This is a genomic window from Klebsiella sp. 1SOBk10mer (assembly GCF_046602535.1).
In the GTDB taxonomy this organism is placed as follows: Bacteria; Pseudomonadota; Gammaproteobacteria; order Enterobacterales; family Enterobacteriaceae; genus Klebsiella; species Klebsiella quasipneumoniae.
The window spans coordinates 375,175-396,180 of sequence record NZ_JBKIUP010000003.1; the positions used below are offsets into that span (position 1 = coordinate 375,175).

General features: G+C 57.3%; 20 protein-coding genes. 9 read left to right on the forward strand and 11 right to left on the reverse strand.

From position 1 onward, the window contains the following. Window positions 1–8: 8 nt before the first annotated feature. Together ACLH1I_RS11735 and ACLH1I_RS11740 are read right to left on the reverse strand one after the other, a co-directional pair. Entirely contained in the window at window positions 9–728 is a 720-nt protein-coding gene (locus ACLH1I_RS11735) for an ABC transporter permease (protein ID WP_004203892.1), read from the reverse strand. Window positions 729–739: 11 nt separating this feature from the next. Beyond that, window positions 740–1,585 (reverse strand): transporter substrate-binding domain-containing protein, encoded by an 846-nt coding sequence (locus ACLH1I_RS11740; RefSeq protein WP_004203890.1) that lies wholly within the window; start codon window positions 1,583–1,585, stop codon window positions 740–742. A 209-nt stretch (window positions 1,586–1,794) separates the two neighbouring features. Here ACLH1I_RS11740 and ACLH1I_RS11745 point away from each other — a divergent pair, with 209 nt between their 5' ends. The 7 genes from ACLH1I_RS11745 to osmB all read left to right on the forward strand — a co-directional run bounded on the left by ACLH1I_RS11745 (window position 1,795) and on the right by osmB (window position 8,341). Then, entirely contained in the window at window positions 1,795–2,337 is a 543-nt protein-coding gene (locus ACLH1I_RS11745) for a HutD family protein (protein WP_004203889.1), read from the forward strand. A 198-nt stretch (window positions 2,338–2,535) separates the two neighbouring features. Further along, window positions 2,536–3,324 (forward strand): enoyl-ACP reductase FabI, encoded by a 789-nt coding sequence (gene fabI / locus ACLH1I_RS11750; RefSeq protein WP_048323914.1) that lies wholly within the window; start codon window positions 2,536–2,538, stop codon window positions 3,322–3,324. A 188-nt stretch (window positions 3,325–3,512) separates the two neighbouring features. Further along, entirely contained in the window at window positions 3,513–4,670 is a 1,158-nt protein-coding gene (locus ACLH1I_RS11755) for a CMD domain-containing protein (protein WP_048323912.1), read from the forward strand. 81 nt (window positions 4,671–4,751) lie between these two features. Beyond that, window positions 4,752–6,686, forward strand: coding sequence for an exoribonuclease II (locus ACLH1I_RS11760; RefSeq protein ID WP_004203886.1), 1,935 nt, complete (start codon window positions 4,752–4,754; stop codon window positions 6,684–6,686). A 158-nt stretch (window positions 6,687–6,844) separates the two neighbouring features. Next, window positions 6,845–7,024: a hypothetical protein gene (locus ACLH1I_RS11765; protein ID WP_004203883.1), complete on the forward strand. Its 180-nt coding sequence runs from the start codon at window positions 6,845–6,847 to the stop codon at window positions 7,022–7,024. Window positions 7,025–7,097: 73 nt separating this feature from the next. After that, window positions 7,098–7,847, forward strand: coding sequence for a DNA-binding transcriptional regulator YciT (locus ACLH1I_RS11770; RefSeq protein ID WP_004203882.1), 750 nt, complete (start codon window positions 7,098–7,100; stop codon window positions 7,845–7,847). Window positions 7,848–8,122: 275 nt separating this feature from the next. Then, a complete protein-coding gene (gene osmB, locus ACLH1I_RS11775) occupies window positions 8,123–8,341 on the forward strand; it encodes an osmotically-inducible lipoprotein OsmB (protein ID WP_002901783.1) in 219 nt (72 codons plus the stop codon). Between the two features lie 129 nt (window positions 8,342–8,470). Here the strand turns inward: osmB and yciH are convergent, their stop codons facing one another. From yciH to pgpB, 5 genes are all read right to left on the reverse strand, one after another. Further along, entirely contained in the window at window positions 8,471–8,797 is a 327-nt protein-coding gene (yciH, locus tag ACLH1I_RS11780; RefSeq protein ID WP_004203881.1) for a stress response translation initiation inhibitor YciH, read from the reverse strand. Further along, entirely contained in the window at window positions 8,797–9,534 is a 738-nt protein-coding gene (gene pyrF / locus ACLH1I_RS11785; RefSeq protein WP_198079775.1) for an orotidine-5'-phosphate decarboxylase, read from the reverse strand. The genes yciH and pyrF overlap by 1 nt, the downstream gene beginning before the upstream one ends. A gap of 190 nt (window positions 9,535–9,724) precedes the next feature. Continuing rightward, on the reverse strand, window positions 9,725–10,894 hold the full coding sequence (gene lapB, locus ACLH1I_RS11790; RefSeq protein ID WP_004203879.1) for a lipopolysaccharide assembly protein LapB: 1,170 nt from the start codon (window positions 10,892–10,894) through the stop codon (window positions 9,725–9,727). 6 nt (window positions 10,895–10,900) lie between these two features. Continuing rightward, window positions 10,901–11,209: a LapA family protein gene (locus ACLH1I_RS11795; protein ID WP_002901780.1), complete on the reverse strand. Its 309-nt coding sequence runs from the start codon at window positions 11,207–11,209 to the stop codon at window positions 10,901–10,903. Between the two features lie 135 nt (window positions 11,210–11,344). Further along, window positions 11,345–12,112 carry a phosphatidylglycerophosphatase B gene (pgpB, locus tag ACLH1I_RS11800; protein WP_004203878.1) on the reverse strand — a complete coding sequence of 256 codons (768 nt, stop codon included), beginning with the start codon at window positions 12,110–12,112 and terminating at the stop codon, window positions 11,345–11,347. A gap of 163 nt (window positions 12,113–12,275) precedes the next feature. On the opposite strand from pgpB, the gene ribA reads away from it, so the two are divergent. Then, window positions 12,276–12,878, forward strand: a complete 603-nt coding sequence (gene ribA, locus ACLH1I_RS11805) for a GTP cyclohydrolase II (protein WP_004203877.1) — start codon at window positions 12,276–12,278, stop codon at window positions 12,876–12,878. 47 nt (window positions 12,879–12,925) lie between these two features. Here the strand turns inward: ribA and acnA are convergent, their stop codons facing one another. The 4 genes from acnA to topA form a co-directional block, all read right to left on the reverse strand. Then, a complete protein-coding gene (gene acnA, locus ACLH1I_RS11810; RefSeq protein WP_151385415.1) occupies window positions 12,926–15,598 on the reverse strand; it encodes an aconitate hydratase AcnA in 2,673 nt (890 codons plus the stop codon). Between the two features lie 389 nt (window positions 15,599–15,987). Further along, window positions 15,988–16,155, reverse strand: a complete 168-nt coding sequence (locus ACLH1I_RS11815) for a YmiA family putative membrane protein (RefSeq protein ID WP_017898677.1) — start codon at window positions 16,153–16,155, stop codon at window positions 15,988–15,990. A gap of 245 nt (window positions 16,156–16,400) precedes the next feature. Beyond that, a complete protein-coding gene (gene cysB / locus ACLH1I_RS11820) occupies window positions 16,401–17,375 on the reverse strand; it encodes an HTH-type transcriptional regulator CysB (RefSeq protein ID WP_004203875.1) in 975 nt (324 codons plus the stop codon). Window positions 17,376–17,718: 343 nt separating this feature from the next. Then, window positions 17,719–20,316 (reverse strand): type I DNA topoisomerase, encoded by a 2,598-nt coding sequence (topA, locus tag ACLH1I_RS11825; protein WP_043521232.1) that lies wholly within the window; start codon window positions 20,314–20,316, stop codon window positions 17,719–17,721. A gap of 406 nt (window positions 20,317–20,722) precedes the next feature. On the opposite strand from topA, the gene ACLH1I_RS11830 reads away from it, so the two are divergent. Continuing rightward, the gene (locus tag ACLH1I_RS11830) at window positions 20,723–20,974 is read left to right on the forward strand and encodes a YciN family protein (protein WP_002901761.1); all 252 of its coding nucleotides are present in this window, start codon (window positions 20,723–20,725) and stop codon (window positions 20,972–20,974) included. The last annotated feature ends 32 nt before the right edge of the window (window positions 20,975–21,006 follow it).

A 21,006-nucleotide genomic window follows, 5' to 3' on the forward strand; every position in this document is an offset into this window, starting at 1 on the left:
CGGGCTCCTTACGCCTGCGCGGCGCTGCGACGCAGCCAGGCGCGGTTCAGATGGCTCTCCGCCCGGGTAAACGCGCGGTTAGAGAGCAGCGTCAGGATCAAATAGCAACCGCCGCCGATGAGATAGAACAGGAAATAATCGCGGGTAGAGCCAGCGGCAATCTGGCTGGCGCGCATCAATTCAACCATCCCGGTCACTGATACCAGCGCCGAATCTTTGAGGCTCATCTGCCAGACGTTGGACAACCCCGGCAGCGAATAACGGACAATCTGCGGCAGCAGGATGCGCTGCAGGATCCGCCAGCGCGGCATGCCAATGGCGGTAGCTGCCTCCACTTCACCGGGCATCAACGCCAGGCGAGCAGCACGGTAGACTTCCGCCTGATACGAGGAGGAGATCAAACCAATCGCCAGGGCGCCAATCAGAAATGGCGGCACCTCAATAAAGCCGTCTGCGCCAAACAGGCGACCCAGCCATGAAATCATCCCTGAGCCGCCAAAATAGAACAGATAGATCACCAGTAATTCAGGGATACCGCGGAATACCACCGACCAGGCGGCGCCGAACCAGCGCGCTGGCGCGTGCCGGGACAATTTCGCGGCGGCGATGACGCCGCCCACGCCCGCACCGACGGCCAGCGCTGCAAGCGACAGCAGCAACGTGGTCAGCGTTGCGCTGAGGATCAGCGTCCCCCACCCGTTTTCACCCAAACTCAGAAGATTTAACATGGTTGCCTCGCTCAGGGAGTCACGTCGCTTTTAAACCATTTCTCACTCAGTTTTTTTACCGTCCCATCGGCCAGCGCCGCCTGAATGGCGCTATCCAGTTTCGCTTTGAGATCGGTATCGGTAAGGCGCACACCCATCGCCTCACCGCCTCCCCAGATTGGGCCGCTCATCAGCGGACCGCTCAATGCCAGATTGCTATTCTCCGGACGCGACAGGGTGGTGTTGGCAAAGGTAATATCATCAAACACCGCATCGATGCGCTCAGCCTGCAGGTCGAGGATCGCATCCGCTGAGTTGTTATATTCCCGGACGTCAGCGATATCCTTGAAATACTTATCAATAAACGGGGTGTAGACGGTACCGGAAGCGATGCCGATGGTTTTCCCTTTCAACGCCGCGCGCAGAGGCGCAATCGCCGCCTGAATCTCTTTCTCATCATCATGAAGTTTGACCGCCGGGGACGGCGGTAGCAGCGACCCTTTTACCGCAATGAAAGAGGCCGGCGTGGCAGCGTATGCCTGGGTAAAGGCCACTACCTTCGAACGCTCTGGGGTGACGACGATAGCATCCATGATCACGTCATATTTTCCGGCGTTAAGTCCGGCAATCATGCCATCCCAGTTCTGCACCACCAGTTTGCATTCGATCTGCATTCGCTGGCATAAATTCGCCATTAGCTCGGGCTCGAAGCCGCTGAGTTTCCCTCCGGGAAGCGTCAGATTCCAGGGCTCATAGCCGCCTTCCGTAGCGATGGTGATCGATTTCCACTCTTTAGCGTATGTTGAGCCACCAGACAGCAGTAGCCCCGAAAACAGGGTGACCAGGCAGGCCTGGCGGAAAGTAATACGCTGTTGCATTTTCATTCTCCCGATCGCGTTTTGTCATGATGGCTCTGGTCACGGCGATAAGATAATTCGCAGATGACTGCTCATGTATATACAAGCATTGACAAACCCGCACACGCGCTCAATGATGGATTTGTGAGCCCTGTTGTAAATAATTTGTAAGCACATTGAGACAAGCGTGTAACAAATACTATCCACTCCAGATTTCCGCCGAGCAAACTATGATCACGTATTTTGATTACGCTACTTTACCCGTCACGCCGTGGAAGAACGGTGCCGGCGCCACGCGCGAAATTATCGCCGTTCCTTCCGTAGATGCCCCTTTTCTCTGGCGCGCGAGCATTGCCACCCTGCAGGCCGATGGCCCTTTCTCCCCCTTCCCCGGGGTCGACCGGACGATCGTCTTGCTGGCGGGGCGACCGCTACGGCTGCGCGGGGAGGAGATCGACCATCCGCTGGCGCTCTGGCAGCCGTGGGCATTCCCCGGCGAGTGCGTGCTGTCCAGCGTCGGGATCGTTGAGCCTGGACTGGACTTCAATGTCATGACCCAGCGGGGTCGAGCCTCAGCGAAGGTTGAAGTGGTGAGCGACCGGCAGCGAGCGGCCACCGAAGGCGTCGCTTATGTGCTGCAGGGGGAGTGGGATCTGGCCGGGCGGCGCTGCGCCGCCGGCAGCGGTCTCTGCTGGCGCGGCAACGCCCCGGGCGAGCTGCGGCCTCTCGGTGCCGATGGGCGCCTCCTGCTGGCAACGATTGCGCTCAAATAATCAGCTGAGAAAAGGGTATACTTGAGCCATCACGATCGGCTTTTGCCCCGCGCGGCGCGGGCCGGCTGAAAAATATCGTGACACAAGGGGTCGTCAGTGGGATATAATTCCTGGCTAAATTTGAGTTATTTTGAAATAACAATGTTAACGTTATGATTGTTAAAGTAAAAATAAGCAATAACGATAAGGATTAAAGCTATGGGTTTTCTTTCCGGTAAGCGCATTTTGATCACTGGCGTCGCCAGCAAACTGTCCATCGCCTACGGTATTGCGCAGGCAATGCACCGCGAAGGCGCGGAACTGGCATTCACCTATCAGAATGAAAAACTGAAAGGTCGCGTTGAAGAGTTTGCTGCCGCGCTGGGTTCTGACATTGTGCTGCCGTGCGACGTTGCTGAAGACGAGAGCATCACCGCGCTGTTCGCCGAGCTGGAAAAAGTCTGGCCAAAATTCGATGGTTTCGTCCACTCTATCGGTTATGCCCCGGCTGACCAGTTAGACGGCGACTACGTCAACGCGGTCACCCGCGAAGGTTTCAAAATCGCGCACGACATCAGCGCCTACAGCTTCGTGGCGATGGCCAAAGCCTGCCGCACAATGCTGAACCCGGGCTCTGCTCTGCTGACGCTCTCCTACCTGGGCGCCGAGCGCGCGATCCCGAACTACAACGTCATGGGTCTGGCGAAAGCCTCTCTGGAAGCTAACGTGCGCTATATGGCGAACGCGATGGGTCCGGAAGGCGTTCGCGTCAACGCTATCTCCGCCGGTCCGATCCGTACCCTGGCCGCGTCCGGTATCAAAGATTTCCGTAAAATGCTGGCGCACTGCGAAGCGGTCACCCCGATCCGTCGCACCGTCACCATTGAAGACGTGGGTAACAGCGCAGCCTTCCTGTGCTCCAACCTGTCTGCGGGTATCTCCGGTGAAGTCGTTCACGTTGATGGCGGGTTCAGCATCGCCGCCATGAACGAGCTGGAACTGAAATAAGTTCCTTACCCTCCTCGCCCCGGTGAGGAGGGCTCTCCCTTCCGAGGCCTTGTGCACCCCCTGTTATTCCAATCGGCTATTTGTTAGCACGTATCAATATTTTCTCCTGCTTCCGGGTTACGCCAGGATAGTTCTGCATAAACGATCCGCGGAACGGCGGTTCGCCACATACCGAACAAGGAAAGCCCATGGAGCCACGCCGCGTGAATGGCAAAAACCACTGGTATCACGAAACCCAGTCAACAATCTGCCCGGTGGATGTCCTGCCGCTCGTCCCTGAAGCCGCCCATGTTGAAGACCGCTTTTTGCTGGACCTGACGCTGCCGGACGCCTGGCTACACGCCCACGCAGGCTGGCTACGCCCCGCGCGCCAGCTGGCCGAGCGGCTGTTTCCCGACCAGGTGGCGGTGAGCCGCCTGCAAACCTTTACCGCCTACGATCGCCTGAGCACTGCGCTCACCGTCGCCCAGGTCTACGGCGTCCAGCGGCTGTGTAACCACTATGCCGCCCGCCTGGCGCCCCTGCCGGGGCCCGACTCTTCGCGCGAGAGCAACCGTCGTCTGGCGCAGATCACCCAATACGCTCGTCAGCTCGCCGGTTCACCCTCCGTCATTAACGCCCTTTCCCGCAGCCAGCTGGACGAAGTGGGCCTGACCAGTCGGGATATTATCCTGATCAACCAGATTATCGGTTTCGTCGGCTTCCAGGCGCGGGCGATTGCCGTGCTGCAGGCGGCCCAGGGCTTCCCGGTGCGCTGGATCCCCGGAATGCCGCAGCAAGAGGAGGCGCCCGCCGACCTGTTCGTCAACCCACCTGGAGAGTGGGTAACCGACATTGAGGATCCCGATCTGCAGTATGCCGATGACGAGCGCCAGCGGCGTATCGCCAGCTGGCAGTCACTGCCCGGCCTGGGCCCGCTGGCTCCGTTGCTGGCCTGCGACCCGCAGCTGATGGCGCCTCTGGAGACGCTGTTACGCCAGCTCAGCGGCAACGGTACCTTTGGCCCGCAGGTCGCCTTACTCACCGCGCGCACCAATGGCAGCGCCACCTGTTTTGACGCCTGGCACTCCCACTGGCACGGTGATGAAGCGTTCGGCAGCCATTTGCGCGAGGGCGATCAGGCTCTCCATCGCTGGCTTGGGCAGCATCCGCGGTCGCGCGCGCTCGTTACCGCGGTACAGTTGTTAACCCGCTCCCCGGACCGGTTTAGCGCCGCCCAGTTAACACCCCTCGGCGAATATGGACTCTCGGCGGAACAGGCGATCGATCTGTTAACCTGGAGCGGACTATGCGGCTGGATGAATCGTCTGAAAATCGCCCTCGGCTATGTGCGTCAGCAGACGTAAATTGCTGAAACAGCGCTTGCTGCGACAGGCATAATCGCGTAAAAATGTCAGCCGCTCTTTTAGCCACGAAAATACCTAATTATGTTTCAGGATAACCCGCTGCTAGCGCAGCTTAAACAGCAACTGCATTCCCAGACGCCGCGCGCGGAAGGGGTCGTTAAGGGCACGGAAAAGGGCTTTGGCTTCCTCGAAGTGGACGCTCAGAAGAGCTACTTCATTCCGCCGCCGCAGATGAAAAAAGTGATGCATGGCGACCGTATCGTTGCGGTGATCCATTCTGAAAAAGAACGCGAAAGCGCCGAACCGGAATCGCTGGTTGAGCCCTTCCTGACCCGTTTCGTCGGTAAAGTCCAGAAGAAAGACGATCGCCTCGCTATCGTTCCTGACCATCCGCTGCTGAAAGACGCCATTCCCTGCCGCGCCGCCCGTGGCGTTGAGCATGATTTCAAACAGGGTGACTGGGCCGTCGCAGAAATGCGCCGTCATCCATTAAAAGGCGACCGCGGATTTTACGCGGAGCTGACCCAGTTCATCACCTTCAGCGACGATCACTTCGTCCCGTGGTGGGTGACGCTGGCGCGCCATAATCTTGAGAAAGAGGCACCGGACGGCGTCGCCACCGAGATGCTTGACGAAGGGCTGACTCGCCGCGATTTGACCGCCCTCGACTTCGTCACCATTGACAGCGCCAGTACCGAAGATATGGACGATGCGCTGTATGTCGAATCTGGCGCCGACGGCAAACTGTTGCTGACGGTGGCGATCGCTGACCCGACCGCGTGGATTGCCGAAGGCAGCAAGCTGGATAACGCCGCAAAAGTACGCGCCTTTACCAACTATCTGCCGGGCTTCAACATCCCGATGCTGCCGCGCGAACTGTCAGACGACCTGTGTTCCCTGCGTGCCAATGAAGTGCGCCCGGTGCTGGCCTGCCGGATGACTCTGGCGGCCGATGGCACCATCGAAGACAATATCGAGTTCTTTGCCGCTACCATCGAATCAAAAGCCAAACTGGCCTATGACGATGTCTCTGACTGGCTGGAAGGCCGCGGCAGCTGGCAGCCGGGCAGCGAGGCGATCGCGCAGCAAATTACGCTGCTGAAGGACGTGTGTCAGCGCCGCAGCGAATGGCGTCAGACCCACGCGCTGGTGTTTAAAGACCGCCCGGATTACCGTTTCGTCCTCGGCGAAAAAGGCGAAGTGCTGGACATCGTCGCGGAGCCGCGTCGTATTGCCAACCGTATTGTCGAAGAGTCGATGATCGCCGCCAACATCTGTGCCGCCCGCGTGCTGCGCGACAAGCTTGGCTTCGGCGTTTATAACGTCCACACCGGCTTCGACCCGGCGAATACCGAACAGCTGGCGGCCCTGCTGAAGACCCACGACGTACACGTTGATCCGACGGAAGTGCTCACCCTGGAAGGTTTCTGCAAGCTGCGCCGCGAACTGGACGCTCAGCCGACCGGTTTCCTCGACAGCCGCATACGTCGTTTCCAGTCGTTTGCTGAAATCAGCACCGAGCCGGGCCCCCACTTTGGTCTTGGTCTTGAGGCCTACGCCACCTGGACCTCGCCGATCCGTAAGTATGGCGACATGATCAACCACCGTCTGCTGAAGGCCATCATCAAAGGCGAAACCATTGCGCGCCCACAGGATGAAGCCACCGTGCAGATGGCGGAGCGCCGTCGTCTCAACCGCATGGCCGAACGCGATGTCGCCGACTGGCTGTATGCCCGTTTCCTCAACGATAAAGCCGGTACCGACACCCGCTTTGCGGCGGAGATCATCGACATCAGCCGCGGTGGAATGCGCGTACGTCTGGTGGACAATGGCGCGGTCGCCTTTATTCCGGCCCCGTTCCTCCACGCCGTGCGCGACGAACTGGTCTGCAGCCAGGAAAACGGCACCGTGCAGATCAAGGGAGAAGTGGTCTACAAAGTGACCGATGTTATCGATGTCACTATCGCTGAAGTCCGCATGGAAACGCGTAGCATCATTGCTCGTCCGGCAGCCTGACGTCTCTTCACAGCGGTTCCTTCGGGAACCGCTCCTTCTTTCCTCCCTGTCCCGTCATTTCCGTCGCAACGATTAAGGTTGTGCGTTTTTTTCGCTTCTCTTTTTCACCCATTTTTAGCATCATTGATTTCATTCGTTTTTGTTACCAGGATAATGCCATGTCAGATGTGAATGCCCACCTGCTCGCCCAACGTATCGATACCGTGCTGGATATTCTGGTTGCCGGTGATTACCACTCTGCGATCCATAATCTGGAAATCCTCAAAGCGGAACTGCTGGCGCTGGCGGCAGACGACGCCGAGCAAAACAAACCACCCAAAGCGCCCTGGGAAATCTGATTATCGCCCACATGCCGCAACCGGCGATGCTGACCGGTTGCTCGCCGTATAGCCCCCTAACAGTGATGTTGCTATGAACGCCCGACAACAAAGTATTTTGCAAGTGGTCATCGATAAAGGCCGCATGAGCGTCGCCGATCTGGCGAAAATGACCGGTGTCTCAGAGGTTACCATCCGTCAGGATCTAAACCTGCTGGAGAAGCAGAGCTATCTGCGCCGCACCCATGGCTACGCCGTCCCATTGGACAGTGAAGATGTCGAAACCCGCATGATGACCCATTTCGCCATTAAGCGTGAACTGGCCAGCCGCGCCGCGGCGCTGGTGAATGCCGGCGAAACGGTATTTATCGAAAACGGCAGCAGCAACGCCCTGCTGGCGCGCACCCTGGCTGAACGCGGCGATATCACCATCATCACCGTCAGCAGCTATATCGCCCATCTGCTGAAAGAGACGCCGGGAGAGGTGATCCTGCTGGGCGGGATTTACCAGAAACGCAGTGAAAGTATGGTTGGCCCACTGACCCGCCAGTTCATTCAACAGGTGCATTTCAGTAAGGCCTTCATCGGGATCGATGGCTGGCAGGCGGAAACCGGCTTTACCGGCCGCGATATGATGCGTGCGGACGTGGTTAACGCCGTTCTGGAGAAGCACTGCGAAGCGATTATCCTCAGCGACAGCTCAAAATTCAGCGCGGTGCACCCCTATCCGCTTGGCCCAGCCGGCCGCTTTAATCGCGTTATCACCGACGATCGTCTGCCGAACGACTGCCGTGAGCAGTTGTTGCGCAGCGGCCTGACCGTCGATATTGTGCCGTACATCTGATATTCCACCCGCCCCGTGCCCTGCCACCGCGCCGAACGGGGCGAAATTACGCTCTGAGAGTATTCCGAGCCGGTAATTAAGATTTTTTACCTGACGATAAATTTAAAAAAAAGTAGAATTATTATTAGCGATATAACAGGAAGTGACTATCACCTGCGTGATTTTCGTGATACCTGCGCACCCTAACTTCATGGAATTGCCCTAAAGCTGCTTTATCAGGCTATGCTTAAAGGAGCGCTGTAATCCATGAATAGATTATTCAGGAGAAAAAAATGATGACTTCAACGAGCAAAAAAATGGCTGCTGTTGTTCTGGCTGTCACTGTAGCAATGTCTCTGAGCGCTTGCTCTAACATGTCTAAACGCGATCGTAACACTGCAATCGGTGCAGGCGCCGGCGCCATCGGCGGTGCGGTGTTAACTGACGGTAGCGCACTCGGTACCCTGGGTGGCGCAGCAGTCGGTGGTATTATTGGTCACCAGGTCGGCAAATAATATAATTACCTGACGAAATAAAAGAATAATTCATACGAATTGACTTACGCACGTTAAATCATTCAAGGCCGCGGCATTCACCGCGGCCTTGTTATTTCACCTGGCCATTAATTAGGGTTGAAAAAACGATTAGCCGCCGGCTAACTTCACTTTCATCCCTTTCGCCTCTAGCAGCGCCTTAAGTAAATCCCGTTTGTCGCCCTGGATCTCAATCACACCCTCTTTCACCGCGCCGCCGCAGCCGCATTTCTTCTTCAGCTCCGCCGCCAGGGCAGTGAGTGCCGCATCGTCGGCATCAATCCCGCTAATCAGACAGACGCCCTTGCCCTTGCGGCCGCTGGTCTGGCGCTGGATCCGCACTATGCCGTCGCCTTTCGGGCGCACCGGCGCCGGTTTCGCCTCGTCGATACGCCCGGTTTCGGTGGAGTAGACCAGGCGGCTGTTGGAATCGCTCATTATGCCCCCTTGCGCAGAGAATCGTTGATCGCCCGCAGCGTCGCGGCAGGATCGATCGACTGGGTAACCGGGCGGCCAATGACCATATAGTCCACCCCTGACGCCTGAGCCTGCTCAGGCGTCATGATCCGCCGCTGATCGCCAGCGTCGCTGCCCTGCGGACGGATACCCGGGGTGACCAGCTTAAACGCCTGTCCCAGCTCATGCTTAAAGCGTACCGCCTCCTGAGCTGAACACACCACCCCGTCGAAGCCGCAGCGTTGGGTCAGCGCCGCCAGCTTCGCCGCGTAATCAGCCGGAGATAAGGTAATGCCCAGATCCTGCAGATCGCTGGACTCCATGCTGGTAAGGACGGTGACGGCGATGAGCAGCGGCGCGTCTTGACCAAAAGGCAGCAGCGCTTCGCGTGCCGCGGTCATCATCCGCGCGCCGCCGGAGGCATGGACATTCACCATCCATACGCCAAGCTCGGCCGCCGCCGCCACCGCGCGGGCGGTGGTGTTGGGAATATCGTGAAACTTAAGGTCCAGGAACACCTCAAACCCACGCTGATGCAGATCGCGGACAAACTGCGGTCCCAGCAGGGTGAACATCTCTTTGCCCACCTTCAGGCGGCAGTCGCGCGGGTCGATGCGGTCGACAAATGCCAGCGCTTTATCGCGATTATCATAGTCAAGCGCAACCACAACGGGAGAGGAAGTGACAGCGCGGGAAGATGGGATAGCTGTTGACGTCATGACCAGACCTTAGTGTTGATGGGCGCCAGAGGGCGCAAAAAAGGTAAACGGGCAGCATTCTACCTGTGAAGCTAACAAAATAACAGGCTGCTGTTTTGCCCTGCGCGGACGACGGCGATGCCGGGGCTGCAGGCGGCGACGGGAAAGAAATGATAAGTATGTTGTAACTAAAGCGTCTGTTTTTTTGACCTTACTGGCCGTCGAGGCCGCGAATAGGTTTGATGGTCGCCCAGGAGCGGCAGGACGGACAATGCCAGTAGAGAGTATGAGCGGTAAAGCCGCATTTCTGGCAACGGTAGCGCGGTTTGCTACGCACCTGTTCGCCGACCATGTTTCGCAGCACCCCAAGACTTTCTTTCGCCCGTCCTTCTTCCGCTTCATTGAGATGGTAGTCCATCAGCTTATGGAAGACGCGCATGGTGGGATGGCGTTCCAGCTGCCGGGTGACGTAGTTTTGCGCCGCTTCGACCCCTTCCCGCTGCTCAAGGATCTGCGCCAGCATCAGTTCGGCGGTCGCCCCGGCGTTCTCCTCCACGCAGCGGCGCAGGAAAACTTCCCATTCATCGGCTTTGCCGAGCTGCTGATAGCAGGTCTGCAGCATCTCCAGCGTCTCACCCACCAGCTCTTTATCCTGATCGATAACCCGCTCGAGGCTTTCCACCGCTTTGGCGTAGTCGCCCTTCTCCATCCACACCCGACCCATCATGATCGACACCCGGGCGCTGTTGCGGTCCGCGGCGGCGCCTTTCTTCAACAGCGCCATCGCCTTATCCAGATCGTTGGCCGCCATCTGCTGCAGGGCCAGTTCGCACCAGAAGTTGGCGATTTCGCCACGATGCTTCTCTTTGCCAAGCTTCACCAGCCGCTCAGCCACCTCAATCGCCGACTGCCAGTCGCTGGTCGCCTGGTAGATCTGCAGCAGTTGCTGCAGCGCGCCGAGGCGAAAATCAGTCTCATCCACCAGCTGTTTGAACATGTCTTCCGCACGGTCATACAGCCCGGCGGCCATATAGTCGCGCCCCAGCTGCTGGACGGCCAACAGGCGCTGATCGTAGGTTAACGATGCGCTTTCCATCAGACTCTGGTGGATACGGATCGCGCGGTCTACCTCACCGCGCGAGCGGAACAGGTTGCCGAGCGTCAGGTGGGCCTCAACGGTGCCGGTATCCTCTTTCAGCATATCAAGGAACAGATCGACGGCTTTATCCTGCTGGTTGCTAAGCAGGAAGTTCACCCCCGCCACGTAATCCCGTGACAGGCGGCTCGCGTCGTCCTGTTTGGACTGTTGTGCACTTCTGCGCCCCATGTACCAGCCGTAGGCGGCGGCAACGGGTAAAAGCAGAAACAACAACTCCAGCATAAGAGGTTATTCCTTCACCGCAGGCACGCCTGCGTCGACAGCCGCCGGGCTGACAGGGGCAATCTGGTGCTCAAGGCGCTTAATTTTCCGCTCCGCGCGCGCCAGCGAGACGCGCACCCGCAGCCAGAACAGGCCGCAGATCAGCCAGCCGATGGCAAAGCCTGCGGCAAACAGCACCGCCAGCAGCGTCGAAATGCGGAATTCACCCTGAGCGAGCAAATAGTTGAAAGTGACCTGTTGGTCATTCTGCGCCCCCAGCGTCACTGAAATGACGAAGATTGCTAACACCAGTAAGAAAATGAGTAAATATTTCACATGACTTCCCGTTCTGTGGGTTGCGCGAAAAAAGCCCGCTTTCAGCCCTATAAAGTATCATTTTCGCCGCAGCGGTGGAACGAAAAAGCACGGCAACTCTACAGGATATGCGGTCGGATGCCGCTAAAATCAACATTATTCCGCTTCAGGCATCCGTTTTTTAATATCCTGCGCCTCTTCCCCCGGCGGCGAGAGCGGCCCGCAAAGACGCTGCGTCAGCCAGCAGGCCACCGTGACCAGCACCCAGGAAATCAGCGTGGCGACAATAAGATCCAGCGGCCAGTGCATGCCGAGCGCCAGGCGACTGCCCATCACTGCCGTCGCCCACGCCAGCAGCACCGCGATCGTGCCCCAGCGCCGACGCGGCCACAACAGCCCGGCAGCGAGCAGCGCCCAGCTGGCGGCGAACATCGTATGGCCTGACGGGAAGGCAAACCCGGTCTCTTTCTGCCAGTGTTTGCGTAAAAACGGCGGGATGTCCTGCGCCTGCGCCAGCTGCTCATGCACCAGTTTAGCGCGTTCTTTGCGCTTTAACGCGTAGAATTGCGTCACCGGCACCTGCCTTGTGTTTTCCAGCCAGATGACAAACGGTCTCGGCTCCTGAACCCGCGCCTTGACCCAGGATTTGGCCCCCTGTCCCACCAGGATGGCGGCGGCAAGAATGAGGAACAGGATCAGCGCCGCGCGCAGGCGAAAGCGCAGGCACCAGAGAAACCAGGCGCACAGCACAACATGGGTGATGATTCCCCACGGCTGGGTCACCGTTTCCGTCACCCACCAGAGGCTTTTCAGCCATGCCACCGGTAGTCCTGGCTGCCACAGCCAACCAGACAGCCAGACCGTGAGGGGCATGACCAGCAGCAGCGCCGCCGCAAGAGCGGTTCGTCGGGCAATCAACAGCATTTTCTCTCCTTCTCCTTGTAGATGAACATCATAGCGGAAAGTAGATCGTTTGTGCGCTTTCCGCGCGGCTAACCGTTCGCGATTAGGAGAACGTCCCGGCGTTGTGGCAAAATAGCGGTAAACAGAAAGCACATTCAGGTGCTGACAGAATCTGGAGAATCACATGCAGCTTAAACGTGTGGCAGAAGCCAAACTGCCAACCCCCTGGGGCGATTTCCTGATGGTGGGTTTTGAAGAACTGGCAACCGGACAGGATCATGTCGCGCTGGTGTACGGCGATATCTCAGGGCAGGCGCCGGTGCTCGCCCGCGTTCATTCAGAGTGTCTGACGGGCGATGCCCTGTTTAGCCTGCGCTGTGATTGCGGCTTTCAGCTGGAGGCGGCCCTGTCGCATATCGCCGAAGAAGGCCGGGGGATCCTGCTCTATCATCGTCAGGAAGGTCGCAACATTGGTTTATTGAATAAGATCCGCGCCTACGCGCTGCAGGATCAGGGGTATGACACTGTCGAAGCGAACCATCAGCTTGGCTTCGCCGCCGATGAGCGCGACTTCACCCTGTGCGCCGATATGTTCAAACTGCTCAACGTAGAGCAGGTGCGACTGTTAACCAATAACCCGAAAAAAGTGGAAATCCTCAGCGAAGCCGGGATTAACATTGTGGAGCGCGTGCCGCTGATCGTCGGACGCAACCCGAAAAACGCCCATTATCTCGACACTAAAGCCGCCAAGATGGGCCACCTGCTCAACAGCAAGCCGGCGGAATAATACCGGCGACAGAGTAAAGAGAGGGCCAGCGATGCTGGCCCTTCGTTTTACAGCATATTGCGGATGACGTAGTGCAAGATGCCGTCGTTGCGGTAGTAGGTGAGCTCGGTCGCCGTGTCGATACGGCACCGGCAGGCGATCACCTCCTGCGAGCCGTCAGCGCGGGTGAGGGTCACCGGCACCGTGGCGCCAGGCTGTAGCGACTGCAGATTACTGACATCAATCCGCTCTTCACCGGTCAACTGTAGCGTTTTACGGGTGACGCCCTGCGGGAACTCCAGCGGCAGAATACCCATCCCGATCAGGTTGGAGCGGTGAATACGTTCGAAGGACTCGGCGATCACTACCCGGATCCCCAGCAGGCGCGGCCCCTTCGCCGCCCAGTCGCGGCTGGAACCCGAGCCATACTCCTTACCGGCAATCACCGCCAGCGGTATCCCCTCGGCTTTATACAGCATCGCCGCATCGTATATCGCCACCGGTTCGCGGTCCGGCAGATGGCGGGTCATCCCCCCTTCCACCCCCGGCACCATTTCGTTGCGGATGCGGATATTGGCGAAGGTGCCGCGCATCATCACCTCATGGTTACCGCGACGGGAGCCGTAGGAGTTAAAGTCGCGCCGGGCAACCCCATGCTCCTGCAGATAGCGGCCTGCCGGACTATCGGCTTTGATGCTTCCTGCCGGCGAAATGTGGTCAGTGGTCACTGAATCGCCCAGCATGGCGAGGATCCGCGCGCCGTGAATATCCTCCACCAGCAGCGGCTCGACGCCCATCTCGTCAAAGAACGGCGACAGGCGAATGTAGGTCGAATCTTCCTGCCAGTCGTAGGTATCTGACGCCTCCACCTTGATCGCCTTCCACTCCTCAGTGCCGGAAAACACTTCCGCGTACTCTTTGCGGAACATCTCCGTGGAGACCTGTTCCACCGCCCGGGCAATCTCCTCCCCGCTCGGCCAGATATCTTTCAGATAGACCGGCTCACCGTCGCTGCCCTGCCCCAGCGGCTCGCGGGTGAGATCGATGTTCATGTTCCCCGCCAGCGCGTAAGCGACCACCAGCGGCGGCGAGGCCAGCCAGTTGGTTTTCACCAGCGGGTGGATACGCCCTTCGAAGTTACGGTTACCGGAGAGCACCGCCCCGACGGTGAGGTCGCCTTTTTTGATTGCTTCTTCAATCGGTTCCGGCAGCGGACCGGAGTTACCGATACAGGTGGTACAGCCATACCCCACCAGATTGAAGCCGAGCTGGTCGAGGTAAGGCGTCAGGCCAGCATGGGCCAGATAATCTGACACCACTTTCGAGCCAGGGGCCAGGGAAGCTTTCACCCACGGCTGCGGCTGCAGGCCGCGTTCGACGGCTTTTTTCGCCAGCAGGCCAGCGGCCATCAGTACGCTGGGGTTGGAGGTGTTGGTACAGGAAGTGATCGCCGCAATGGCCACCGCGCCATCCGGCAGCGAATAGTGATGCCCGTTCAGCGTATACGCCACCGGCTGGCGCTGACGCTGAAGGTGGTTAACCTCCAGTTCGCCGCTGGCGGCAAAGGCTTTCGGCACATCGCCGAGCGCCACGCGATCCTGCGGCCGCTTCGGCCCGGCGAGGCTCGCTTCAACGCTGCCCATATCCAGCGCCAGGGTACTGGTAAAGACCGGCTCATCGCCCGGGTAGCGCCACATGCCCTGCGCTTTGGCATAGGCTTCCACCAGCGCTACCTGTTCTTCGCTACGTCCGCTGAGACGCATATAGCTGAGCGTCACGTCATCGATCGGGAAGAAACCGCAGGTGGCGCCATACTCTGGCGCCATATTGGCGATGGTGGCGCGATCGGCCAGGGGCAAAGTATCCAGACCGTCACCGTAGAACTCGACAAATTTTCCGACCACGCCGTGCTGGCGCAGCATCTGGGTGACCGTCAGCACCAGATCAGTAGCGGTAATACCTTCGCGCAATTTGCCGCTGAGCTTAAAGCCGACCACGTCCGGGATCAGCATCGACACCGGCTGGCCGAGCATGGCGGCTTCCGCTTCAATCCCGCCCACGCCCCAGCCCAGCACGCCGAGCCCGTTAATCATGGTGGTATGGGAGTCGGTGCCCACCAGGGTATCCGGCCACGCCATCCACTTTCCGCTCACCTCTTCGCTCCACACCGCCCGTCCGAGATATTCCAGGTTGACCTGGTGGCAAATCCCGGTGCCCGGCGGCACCACGCTGAATCGGCTGAAGGCCTGCTGCCCCCAGCGCAAAAATGCGTAGCGTTCGTGGTTCCGCTCCATTTCCAGGCGGACGTTGTCTTCGAAGGCCTCGTCGTCGCCGAAGCGGTCGACGGTCACCGAGTGGTCGATCACCAGGTCGACCGGCGAAAGCGGGTTCACCTTCGCGGTATCCCCGCCCAGGCGTTTCACCGCCTCGCGCATGGCGGCCAGATCCACTACCGCCGGCACGCCGGTAAAGTCCTGCATCAGGACGCGAGCCGGACGGTAGGCGATCTCCCGGTCGGCATGGGCCTTTTTCAGCCAACCGGCAAGGGCACGAATATCTTCTTCAGTTACCGAGTCACCGTCCTGCCAGCGCAACAGGTTCTCCATCAGCACCTTCAGCGACTTGGGCAGTCGACTGATATCGCCCAGCTGCTTCTCCGCCAGCGGCAGACTGTAGTAATGCCAGGTTTTCTCATTGACCTGCAGCGTGTCCTTACTGGCTTCTCGTAGGGTTGACGACATAGCTCCTCCTTTATCTCAGGGATGGCATACCCCGATTCTCCTCAGGGTCTCCATTAAAGATAACACATGCTGGGCATAACACTTTGATAACAACCCAAATTGCTAAATGCGATAGGACGGAGAGGGATAAAAAGGCAATTATCAGAGCGCAGAGGAAATAGCACCAAAATAGTGCAGAGGAGTCGTTTAAGCGATATTGTATTAGTACGCGAGGACAAAAAAAGAGCTAATCATTGCCTGTTGGCTGATTAGCTCTTGTGATTGATTTCAGGTTGGATGAATCCCACGGCAAAATATATTCTCCCTGTATTGCCGGTCACTGATTTTATATTACAGTTTCCTTTCACTGTCATAAAAATGACATGTATCTACAACGATGACCTACAGCTTTAGCTGACAATCCAGATGTTGCAGATGGTGAGCGCGATGATACTCCAGAACATCGCCAGCCCTACCAACACTACGCCCCATACGCGACTACGCAGAACGGGATCGATTTCGGTTTTGTCATTTTCGTATGACATCGCCAGTTTCATGTAATCGAGATTACTTATCATATTGTCACCACCAATTGCTCAAATCATCAGGTACAGATAAATCTTAATTATGGATAAAAGATTAATCCAGCTAAATTAGGTCTGATGGAATATATTTAACCGGTTATTTGATCGCGGTGGGCATAATGACAAACGTGTTGCGAGAAATTATTAATTTTGTGATTGGTTCGAGGTTTAAGTTGTTAAATAAAGACCATGCTAGTTAATGGCACTCCCCACAGGGAATGCCATTATTGTTTACAGGGTTATTTTTCCGGTAGTTTTATATCTTTGAACATCGCTTCAATATCTTCATTCGACCGCAAGGCCACCGCGGTATCCACCACATCCCGGGTCAAATGGGGTGCAAAACGTTGAATAAAATCATACATGTAGCTTCGTAAGAAAGTGCTACGGCGGAAGCCTATTTTAGTGGTGCTGTGGCTGAAGATACCGTTCGCATCCAGCTTCACCAGGTCCGGATCGGAGACCGGATCCACCGCCATACTGGCAATCACCCCTACCCCGAGTCCCAGGCGAACATAGGTTTTGATGACATCGGCATCGGTGGCGGTAAAGACAATGCGCGGCGTCAGGCCCGCACGGTTAAACGCGGTATCCAGTTCCGAACGGCCGGTGAAGCCAAAGGTATAGGTTACCAGCGGATACTGCGCCAGCTCTTCTATTGACACCGAGCCCCTGGAGGCCAGAGGATGCTCCGGCGTCACCACGATCGACCGGTTCCAGTGATAGCATGGCAGCATCACCAAATCGTCATACAGATGCAGCGCTTCAGTAGCAATAGCGAAGTCGGCGTTGCCTTTCGACACGGCTTCAGCGATCTGGGTTGGCGAACCCTGATGCATATGCAGCGACACCCGCGGATAGCGTTCAATAAAGCCCTTGATCACCCCCGGCAAGGCATAGCGCGCTTGGGTATGGGTGGTCGCCACATACAGCGACCCCTTGTCCGGCCAGGTATGCTCCCCGGCGACAGATTTGATGGCATCGACTTTTGACAACACCTCGCGGGCAATACGGATGATCTCCTGCCCGGCAGGGGTCACCTGAGTCAAATGCTTGCCGCTGCGGGCAAAGATCTGGATGCCGAGCTCATCTTCCAGCATACGCACCTGCTTACTGATGCCTGGCTGGGAGGTATAAAGCCCTTCGGCGGTGGATGAAACATTCAGGTTATGGTTAACCACCTCAACGATGTAGCGAAGCTGTTGTAGTTTCATGCTGATATCCGTTTGCGCGTAAAATGAAGCCGCTTAATACACTTTACGTTCAGGCAACTTGTCGCCTGTGAAGGCCAGGCCTCCCGGCAGTTGGCCATAGTGGCGCCGCAACGCATCCTGAAAGCGATGATGTATAAGACGTTTTAATAATAAAAAAGGTATTAACTATAACCACTATATCATTTATACCAACAGTGTATAGCCGGTAACGAAAAATAATATAGGTGGTTATAAGGGGGCGGAAAGCGCGGAGAGAAAGGAAAACGACACGGCAGAGGCATCCATGGCCCCTGCCGGCCGCCAGAGCAGGAAAAGCGCCCTTTTCCTGCCTGATAATGGTCAGTTACTTTTTAGCTTCCGTCCATTTGCCGTCGATAAAGAAGGCTGACCAGCCGGTCGCTTTGCCCTCTTTTTCGGACGCCACATACTGCTGCTTCGTTTTACGGCTAAAGCGCACCAGCGTTTTATTGCCTTCCGGATCCTGCTGCGGCGCATCGGCGAGATAACGCAGTTTTTCCGGCAGACGGTCGCGGAAGCGGTACAGCTCTTCCACCAGCGGCGCACGCGTTTCCCGTGATTTCGGGAAGGTGTTTGCCGCCAGGAAGACGCCCGCGGCCCCGTCACGCAGCACGAAATAGGCGTCAGACTTCTCGCACGGCAGCTCCGGGAGCGGCACCGGATCTTCCTTCGGCGGCGCCACTTCGCCATTGCGCAGGATCTTACGCGTATTCTTACACTCGTCGTTGGTACAAGCCATGTACTTCCCAAAACGCCCCATCTTCAGGTGCATCTCGGAGCCGCACTTCTCGCACTCCACTACCGGACCGTCATAGCCCTTGATGCGGAACTCGCCCTCTTCAATCTCATAGCCATCGCAGGTCGGGTTGTTACCGCAGACGTGCAGTTTACGCTTGGGATCGATAAGGTAGCTGTCCATCGCCGTACCGCACTTCTGGCAGCGGCGTTTGGCGCGCAGCGCGTTAGTTTCGGCGTCATCGCCTTCCAGCACGTTGAGGACTTCGTTTTCCGGCACCAGGTTAATGGTGGTTTTGCAGCGCTCTTTCGGCGACAGGGCATAGCCCGAACAGCCGAGGAACACGCCGGTGCTGGCGGTACGGATGCCCATTTTACGGCCGCAGGTCGGACAGTCGATACTGGTGAGCACCATCGGGTTCGGCTGCATGCCGCCCTCTTCCGGATCTTTCTCCGCCGTCTCCAGCTGGGCGGTAAAATCGCCAAAGAAGTGGTTCAGCACTTCTTTCCACTCGGCCTGGTGGTTAGCCACCTGATCGAGACGATCTTCCATCTGCGCGGTGAAGTCGTAGTTCATTAAATCGCGGAAGTTCTCTTCCAGTCGGTCGGTGACGATCTCGCCCATTTTCTCCGCGTAGAAACGACGGTTTTCCACTCGCACGTAACCACGATCCTGAATGGTGGAGATAATCGAGGCATAGGTGGACGGACGACCGATACCGCGTTTTTCCAGCTCTTTAACCAGCGAGGCTTCGCTGAAGCGAGCCGGCGGTTTGGTAAAGTGCTGGGCAGGCGTCAGCTCGACCAGGCTCAGCTGGTCGCCCTGTTTGACCAGCGGCAGAGTCCGGTCCTCATCGCCCTTGCGCAGGGCCGGCATCACTTTGGTCCAGCCGTCAAAGCGTAAGGTACGACCGCGCGCTTTCAGTTTGTAATCGCCCGCCGCCACGGTCAGCGTCGTGGAGTCGTACTGCGCCGGCGTCATCTGACAGGCGACAAACTGGCGCCAGATCAGCTGATACAGCTTCTGCGCATCCGCTTCCATATCTTTCAGCGTTTCCGCCAGCACGTTCACATCAGACGGACGAATCGCTTCGTGTGCTTCTTGTGAGTTTTCTTTGCTGGCGTACTGATTCGCGCTTTCCGGCAGATATTTTTTACCAAACTTGTCGCTGATGTAGCCGCGAACCATGTTCAGCGCATCCTGACTCAGGTTGGTGGAGTCGGTACGCATATAGGTGATGTGCCCCGCCTCATAGAGGCGCTGAGCCATCATCATGGTCTTTTTCACGCCGAAGCCGAGACGGGTGCTGGCCGCCTGCTGCAGGGTGGAGGTGATGAACGGCGCGCCCGGCTTGCTGCTGGTCGGCTTGTCTTCCCGCTCCAGTACGCTGTAGCTGGCTTTTTCCAGTAGCGATACCGCCGCCATGGTCTCATCGCGGCTGACCGGACGGAACGGCTTATCGTCCTTATGGGTCACCTGCAGCGGCAGCGCGTCGCCGCCCGGCGTGGTGGTGCTGGCATCAACTTCCCAGTACTCTTCCGGGACGAATGCTTTGATTTCACGCTCACGCTCCACCACCAGGCGGACCGCGACGGACTGTACGCGCCCGGCAGAAAGACCACGGGCGATTTTTTTCCACAGCAGCGGCGAAACCATATAACCCACCACGCGGTCCATAAAGCGACGCGCCTGCTGGGCGTTAACCCGATCGATATTCAGTTCGCCCGGCTTTTCGAAAGCCTGACGAATGGCGTTTTTGGTGATCTCATTGAACACCACGCGGCTGTAACGCTGTTCATCGCCGCCGATAACTTCCCGCAGGTGCCAGGCAATGGCTTCCCCTTCGCGGTCAAGGTCGGTTGCGAGATAGATGTGGTCAGCTTTTTCCGCCAACTGTTTGAGTTCTGAAACTACCTTTTCTTTACCCGGAAGTACTTCATAGTGCGCATTCCAGTCATGCCATGGGTCCACGCCCATGCGGTTAACCAGAGCACCACGTTCGTCCTTTTTAGGCTTTTTAGCCCCTTTGGTGGCGGTAGAGTCGGTGCTCTTTTTGGAAGCTGATCCACTGGTCGGCAAATCGCGGATATGACCGACGCTGGATTTCACCACGTAGTCATTACCCAGATACTTATTGATCGTTTTGGCTTTTGCCGGGGACTCAACGATAACGAGAGCTTTACCCATATTCACCTTTACCTAATTTGATTCATCCAGGAATACATCGCACATTCATACACCCTCCACTGGCGACTGCCTCATATGTTGCGGCACCGTCGGTGAATATCAACCCAGAACACCTGTTTCATCTCCGTAAAACCAGGCGCTTGAGTTTACTGACCTTTTTTCGTCAGGTGACATAGCACGAAGAATTTTTGGCCGAATGTCAAGCAAATCTGTTGCCAGATCGCCGAAAGCGTCACACTGTACCTGATAAAATCCGTTACGCAACTTTATTAGCATGCAAAAGCGAATCACGCCAGTAAACGGCTGTTTCTCCACTGGTTACGATTACCCCTGTTTTGTCCATGGAAAATTTGCCCCGCGCCGCCGCGCGGCGTAAACTACGCGTGGAGAAAAAGAGGAGTCCGTTATGCAAGGTACAACCCAACCAATCGATCGCCAGACGCTGCTCGAAAAAGCCAACAAACTTATTCGCGAACATGAGGATACGTTAGCCGGTATCGAAGCTACCGACGTCGTTCAGCGCAACAATGTCCTGGTGTTTAGCGGTGAGTTTTATCTTGATGAGCAGGGTCTGCCGACGCCGAAGAGTACAGCGGTATTTAATATGTTTAAGTACCTCGCCCATGAGCTGTCGGACAAATATCACCTGGTCGATTAAGACCGGCGGAGATTAAGACCGCCCTAAATGAG